The organism is Nostoc sp. (genome assembly GCF_054880495.1).
The window spans coordinates 1-4,066 of the sequence record NZ_JBTYKD010000085.1; the positions used below are offsets into that span (position 1 = coordinate 1).

The following is a 4,066-nucleotide window of genomic DNA, read 5'->3' on the forward strand; positions in this document are numbered from 1 at the left end:
TAAATGCTATAAATCATACTTATAACTGATGGCAAACAACACAAAAAATTGATGAAATAAGGTTAGTGTTGCTAATCTGGAGTAATGACAGACAGCGTTTTAATTCTTGGTGGACGGGGGCGGATTGGTAGCACTGTTGCTCACGATCTAGCTACCCATACGGACGCACAAATTACGGTTACTGGACGTTCTGCGGAGTTTGGGAGGGCTGTTAGCTTGTCTTCGGGAGGACAAGTGCAGTTTTTGGTATTGGACTTGGCAGAAGTTGACAAACTCCGAGATGCGATCGCAAACTCTAATTTAGTCATCCATTGTGCTGGCCCATTTCACTATCGAGATACTAATGTTCTCGAAACCTGTATTTCTCAAGGCGTTAATTATCTAGATGTCAGCGACCATCGTTCCTATACCAGCAAAGCTCTGAATTTCCATGAACAAGCTGCTGCTGCTGGTGTGACAGCAATTATTAATACTGGTATTTTTCCTGGTATTTCTAACAGCATGGTACGTCAAGGTGTTGAAGAATTTGATCAAGCAGAAAAGATCCATTTAAGTTATTTAGTTTCGGGTTCTGGTGGTGCTGGCATTACAGTGATGCGGACAACTTTTTTGGGGTTACAATATCCTTTTGAGACTTGGATAGATGGCAAATGGGAGTTAATCAAGCCTTATAGTGAAAGAGAAGTAGTTGAGTTTCCAGCTCCATACGGACGCAGTGGAGTTTACTGGTTTGATATGCCAGAAACCTTTACACTACCCAACGCCTTCCCATCAGTTAAAACTGTAATTACTAAGTTTGGCTCTGTTCCCGATTTTTACAATCACCTAACTTGGATTGCGGCACACATTTTTCCCAAGTGGTTAATGCAGCGTCGTTACATGATTGAATTTCTGTCTCATGTCAGCCATTCGATGACAGATGTTACTAATAATTTTAGTGGAATTGGGGTAGCAGTTCGTTCCGAAGTTACAGGGCAAAAAAATGGTGAAACAGCCGTTTATTGCTCAACTGTAGTGCATGAAAATACAGCAGTGGCTTCTGGTTGCGGCACAGGTAGTATTGCCCAGTTATTGCTAGAAGGTAAACTCAAAAAACCAGGTGTTTTTCCTGTAGAAGAAGCACTGCCAACAAATTTATTTGAAGAGGTAATGGAAAGTCGAGGAATTAAAATTAATCACTGTTGGTTATAGCTGAATACGCTAAGGTTAATCTTCTAACTGGATGAGTTTTGCCCTCACCCCCAGCCCCTCTCCCAAAAATGGGAGAGGGGAGTAAATTCTCTAGTTCCCCTTCTCTCATGTTGGGATTCGGGGTTAGGGGATGAGAGCAACCCCATAACGCTTTTCTTACCTAATTTCTACGTTAAGTTGACACCTAACGCTTGGGTTAAGCATAATCGTAGGTTGGGTTGAAGGTTCGCGTTGAGTTCTGGGCGGGATATCAGTAAGCACGACAATTTGACTATTACAAAAATATACGTAGTGCTAAGTCGTAAAAGCTTGAGATAGCATTAACTGAACTATAGTTACAAATTAATATACCCTGCGGTAGAAGTAAAAACTGTACCTAAACATTTACGATGCCTGTGAGTCTAGAATATCAAATCTATTTATACATGACCAAGGCTCATAAGATCAAAACAGGAGGTTTCTTTCATGCAAAAAATTCTATTAACTTTAAAGCAAGTGTTAGGTTCAAGCTTTTTTGTTGTTAGCTTAATGATTTTCATCAGCTTATCAGGTTCCTTCATTTTCGTTCAGCAAGGTAGTTATGCAACTACTCTTGAAGAATTAAAACTAATACCTCCAGAGTATAAACCAAATTCTGAAGAAAAAATTAATCGTGCTAATGAATATGACCCAGGTGTTGGCATTCAAGAAGAAAACCGAGAAGAAGCTTATGAGCAAGCAATAAAAGATTCAACAAACCTTAATACTATAGAGAAGACTTACGAAAGGAATTTGAAAGCAGAGAAAGAACAAAATCCCCCAGAAAGTTTTGGTGAAAAAGCGAAAGAAGTTCTTGAAAAGGTGACAGGTAAATAGGAAATATAAACCTAACCCCCAACTTCTTCCCTACCTCTTCTTTCAGGAGAGGTTTTGCTTGCTATTAAATTATCGAGTGTGTTATCGCCGCAAGTACGGCAGTATTAACAATTCAAGGTGCATTAATTAGCCTTTGACATAACACACCTGACATTTATGGAGTAGCGTTTCTCTGATTAGCAAGATCGCGCTCATACCACTTCATTAATGGAGTTGCACTAATTCCATGCACAATCACCGAAACTACAATAGTAGTGTAAGTTATCCAAGCAATTTGTTCGCCTACTTCACCTTTTAAACCATGACCAAACGCATAGGCAAGATAATATAAAGATCCTACACCGCGAATACCGAACCATCCAAATAACCACCGAGTTCCTGGGTGGAAGGTTGGGCGGCGTGAGTCTAGAGGACGTTTACCTATTGTGCTAATCCAAACTCCTACAGGTCTGATAATCAAGAATAACAAAGTTATCACTAACAAAGATTGCATTGCATAATTGAGCATTGGCTTGAATAATAATATTGAACCCAATATTAAAATTGTCCCAACTTCCAGCAGCTTTTCAACTTGCTCAACAAATTCTAATTGTGCTAGCGGTTTTTCCGAATTTCTGTAACTGCGTTGGACAACTAACCCAGCCACAAATACTGCCAGAAATCCATAGCCATTCACCATTTCTATTAAGGAATAAGTTAGCAGAATTGTGCTGATAGCAATAAAGTCTTCCATTAACTCATTAGCAGGACGGTTATTTTGAATTTTTTTATCAATCCAAACTATACATTTGGCAACAACAATTCCCATGACGATGCCAACTGCGATCGCCCAAATTAAATCAACCATAATCCACTGTTTAAACCAGTTCCCCCAGTTGTCATCTTTTAAAGCATAAATGCCAAAATAAACGAAGGGAAAAGCCAAAGCATCATTTAATCCACCTTCGGAAGTTAAACCAAATCTCAACTCATCTTGGTCGTTTATATCGGTCAGTTGTACTTCCGATGCTAATACTGGATCAGTAGGTGCGAGAATTGCTCCTAATAAAATCGCTTCTCCCCAATTCATCCCTAAAAATAATTTACCTACAGCAGCCAGAGCAAAAATTGAAATTGGCATCAGAAATATAATTAATCGCGTCGTAATATCCCAAACCCGCAATTTGAGAGGACGAACAATTTTTAAGCCGCAGCCAAACACAGAAATAAGTACTACAAGTTCTGTTATTCTCTTTAGCAGTTCAGCGTTGAAAACTCCATCCCGACGTAATTGAATCAGCCCGAAGCCGTAAGGGCCTAGAAAAATACCAACTAGTAGGTAGATAATCGCAAAAGAAAGAGGTAAGCGAGCAATCCAACCAGACCCTAATGTTACCATCAGCAAAAGTAGACCAATCACAAATAGCTCAATAATATAGATATCTGCCATATAGCGATTTATCTAAAAATTAGGTGTTGCTTTGTAAGCTTAGTTGCAATAGCTTTGTATTAGAAATAACCTATGGGCAGATTTTCTGGGATTAGGGATTGGAGATTCAGCCTTGCTACCAAATTAGAAATAAAGGAAAAGTTGAAGGAAGAGACAAGGGGAGAAGGGGACAAATTAGATGGTGATTCAGTTCCCAGATGGGGGTATTAAACCCTCTAATGGTCTATCTTCGCTACTTTCTCACTCAGACATCGCCCATCTTAGTACAAATATACTATAATATAGATAGCGTCCACAAAGCCTAGCCAAATGCCTAACGGCTTTGTGAAAACCTTCTGGAAGATGGATTCAAGGGTTAGTTCGATGATGAAGCATTATATTCTCAACCTCAATCCGACTGCCAAGCATGAATGGGATCGATGTATTTTACGTGATCCCCTGACTGCCAAACGCCCAGATATTGCCAAACTAATTGCTGAAGCGGTTGGTGCTGATACAGGCAGTTATTTGGTGAGCGTGAATATCGAAGTTCAAGTTTTGCAGCAAGCGGCGGTACCTCAAGCCGAACAACTCTCGCTTTCATTCCCAGAA

The 4,066-nt window shown here is 39.8% G+C and carries 4 protein-coding genes; 3 read left to right on the forward strand and 1 reads right to left on the reverse strand.

Translation table 11 applies throughout. The features are described 5' to 3' along the window. Positions 1 to 84 precede the first annotated feature (84 nt). Positions 85 to 1,191 (forward strand): saccharopine dehydrogenase family protein, encoded by a 1,107-nt coding sequence (locus tag ACYTXL_RS09685; RefSeq protein WP_461924546.1) that lies wholly within the window; start codon positions 85 to 87, stop codon positions 1,189 to 1,191. 465 nt (positions 1,192 to 1,656) lie between these two features. Then, positions 1,657 to 2,046 carry a hypothetical protein gene (locus tag ACYTXL_RS09690; protein ID WP_461924547.1) on the forward strand — a complete coding sequence of 130 codons (390 nt, stop codon included), beginning with the start codon at positions 1,657 to 1,659 and terminating at the stop codon, positions 2,044 to 2,046. Positions 2,047 to 2,200: 154 nt separating this feature from the next. On the opposite strand, the gene ACYTXL_RS09695 is transcribed toward ACYTXL_RS09690, so the two are convergent. After that, complete coding sequence (locus ACYTXL_RS09695) at positions 2,201 to 3,475, reverse strand: cation:proton antiporter (RefSeq protein WP_461924548.1); 1,275 nt, start codon at positions 3,473 to 3,475, stop codon at positions 2,201 to 2,203. A gap of 363 nt (positions 3,476 to 3,838) precedes the next feature. Between ACYTXL_RS09695 and ACYTXL_RS09700 the strand changes: the two genes are divergently transcribed. Further along, positions 3,839 to 4,066: hypothetical protein (locus ACYTXL_RS09700; RefSeq protein WP_461924549.1), on the forward strand; the 228-nt coding region annotated here is incomplete at its 3' end.

Coding starts and splice junctions, on each gene's coding strand:
- ACYTXL_RS09690 (WP_461924547.1), top strand. CDS start 1,657: ATGCAAAAAATTCTATTAACTTTAAAGCAAGTGTTAGGTTCAAGCTTT.
- ACYTXL_RS09695 (WP_461924548.1), bottom strand. CDS start 3,475: ATGGCAGATATCTATATTATTGAGCTATTTGTGATTGGTCTACTTTTG.
- ACYTXL_RS09685 (WP_461924546.1), top strand. CDS start 85: ATGACAGACAGCGTTTTAATTCTTGGTGGACGGGGGCGGATTGGTAGC.